Source organism: Streptomyces phyllanthi (assembly GCF_009377205.1).
Taxonomy (GTDB): domain Bacteria; phylum Actinomycetota; class Actinomycetes; order Streptomycetales; family Streptomycetaceae; genus Streptomyces; species Streptomyces phyllanthi.
The window spans coordinates 1-2568 of record NZ_VJZE01000768.1 but is presented as its reverse complement, the minus strand read 5'-3'; the positions used below and the strand labels follow the sequence as shown (position 1 = coordinate 2568).

The window sequence follows — 2568 nt, the reverse complement described above, 5'->3', positions numbered from 1 at the left end:
GGACGGGGACGAGCTAGGGGCGGCGGGGGCGAGGAAAGCCCGGCCCACCCCGGCGGAGCCACCCGCTCGCTCACATCGCCGACGGATCCTGCGGCCCCCGCCCCGACAGAACCTCCCCGTACGCCTGCATCAGGTCAGGAAGCCGGAGTGTCGACAAGTCGTCCCGACTCGGCATTCCCGGATACCCCGAGAGCCGCAGATCACGGTACGCACAGCTCTTCTCGTACAACGTGCGCAGAAACCGCCCGTTCCCCAGCTCGTCGATCCACCCCTGGTCCACCACATGACCACTGATGGAGCGCAGCTCGTCGAGCGCTTCTTCGTCCCACACGTCACCGTTCTCCGCAGCCAGCACCTCACCGATGGAAGTGAGCTCGAGCGGCCGGTACGACGGGAAGTCGACCCGGGTCGTGAAACGGGACGACAGACCGGGGTTGGCGGCCAGGAGCCGGTCCATGCCCTCCGGGTAGCCCGCGAGGATGACCACAAGGTGATCCCGGTTGTCCTCCGCGCGCTTCAGCAGAACCTGGAGCGCCTCGTCGCCGTACGCGTCCCCCTTGCCGTACCCGGAGTTCGACAGCGAGTACGCCTCGTCCACGAACAGGACCCCACCGATCGCCGAGTCGATCAGCTCGTTGGCCTTCACCGCGGTCTGCCCCAGGTACTCACCCACCAGATCGGCACGCTGGGCCTCCACCAGATGGTCACCACCCAGCAGCCCGAGCGCGTAGAAGACCCGGCCCAGAATGCGGGCGACCGTGGTCTTGCCCGTACCGGAAGGCCCCGAGAAGACGAAGTGCCGCTTGGGTGGCTGTACGGGTAACCCCTGCCCCGCCCGCAGCCGCGCCATGTTCAGCTGCGCCGACAACGCCTTGACCTGGCGCTTCACCGGCTCCAGCCCCACCATGCGCTCCAGCTCGGCAAGCGCCTCCTCCAGCAGCGCCGCATCGGTCGGCCCGGCCGGCAGCGGCTGCACCGGCACCGCGGCCTTCTCCCGCACCACCGTGTCGGCCGTCTCGGGCGGCAGGCCACCCGGCGGAGGAAGATCGGGCTGCGACAGCTTCACATCCCGCCCCTCTGCACCGAAGAGCGGATCCACCCCGTCCGGCCCGTCGAGGAAGTCCTGTCCGGCTCCCGCGAGCGCGATCGCCGCCAGGTCCGTCGCGTCGTCGTACCCGTCCCCCTCCGCGATGGCGGCGAGCCGCGCCGAGGTGTCCATGAAGGCGGGGTCCACCCGGTGCACGGCCCGGTAGAGGGGGAGGGCGGCAGCCGAGCGGCCCGTACCCTCGTGCGCCCGCGCCAGCCAGTAGCGCAGCTCCTTGCGCTGCGGCTGCTCGCTGCGGCAGCGCATCAGCGCGGTCGACAGCAACGGCTCGGCCTGGCCGTACATCTCCAGGCGGACCCTGGCCATGCCGCCGAAGAGCCCCGCCTCGATACCCAGCATGGGATCGTTCAGCAAGGGGTCCGTGTTCCGGACCAGCTGCTCCCAGTCCTTGACCAGATAGGCGCGGCACGCGTGCAGGAAGCGGACCTGGGGGTCGGTGTCCACGGGCGGCAGCCCGGCCAGCGCCCGGTCCAGCTCAGGGACATGGCGGCCGTCGAGCCAGTGCGAGGCATGGGCCAGCAGCAGATCGCGCGGGCTCTCCAGGACCGGCTGGACCCACCAGCCGAGCCAGTACCAGGAGTTGAGCGTGCGCCGGTGGCGGGAGCGCTGCTCCCCGAAGCGCTCCCGGTGCCGGAACATCCTGAGCAGCGCGGTCGTCGTGTCCACCCGCAGCGCGTGCAGCCCGAGCCAGCCGTCGGCCATCCCGGGATCCATCCGCACCGCGGCGCGGAACTCCTCCTCGGCCTGCGGATAGGCGCCCATGGTGTAGGCGTCCACTCCTCGCAGCCAGGCGAGGTCGGCCGGGGCCTCGGGGCCCCGCGTGCCGAAGTCCATCACGTCCCCCACAAACCGTGCCCCCGGTCGGTCCACCACCGGGCCGGTGCCCGTGGCCGCCTTCGTCGAACCGCTGTGCCGCGGACGGGAGTTGTATCGGTGCGTGCCTGCAGCCGTCCGAAGTCGCACCGAGGGCATCGTACCCGCCGGTCGGGCGCCCATCGAAGGGTGCCGCACGGCCGTATCTCGGGGGCGGGGGAGGAGAGGGCCGACTCCACTCGGTGACCGAGGGTGAACGAACTGTGTGCCGGAGCGCCCGAAAAGAGGAGGTGAGGGCAGAACGAAGCCCCCGATCACGGGGGAACAACCGGGGGCTTCGCGTCTGCGGCGGCTTCGAATGGCCGCACATTCAGAACGTAAGACCTGTACGGTCCCCCGGTCAAGCCGAGTTGGAGCACTGGGGGAAGTTCCTCAGGAAGGGTCTTCACAAGTTCAGCACACTGCCGATGGTCCATCACGGTGAGTGAGGAACAGGGTCGGCCCTGCGATCCCCGCAGGTCCCGGCAGCACCTCGTATCCCTGCGGGCGCTGCCGTACCAGGAGGTCGGCGTACGGCCGGGAGGGGTCCTCGGCGAAGTGCCGGCGCTCCGCGGCGACCCACCCGTCCCAGAACGCCCGCTGCTCCTCCC

The 2568-nt window shown here is 70.5% G+C and carries 1 protein-coding gene and 1 pseudogene; both read right to left on the bottom strand.

The genetic code is table 11. The features are described from left to right. Window positions 1–70: 70 nt before the first annotated feature. Entirely contained in the window at window positions 71–1939 is a 1869-nt protein-coding gene (locus tag FNH04_RS44605; RefSeq protein WP_152791936.1) for an AAA family ATPase, read from the bottom strand. 432 nt (window positions 1940–2371) lie between these two features. After that, window positions 2372–2568 (bottom strand): annotated as a pseudogene (locus FNH04_RS44600) (hypothetical protein); the annotation flags it as partial.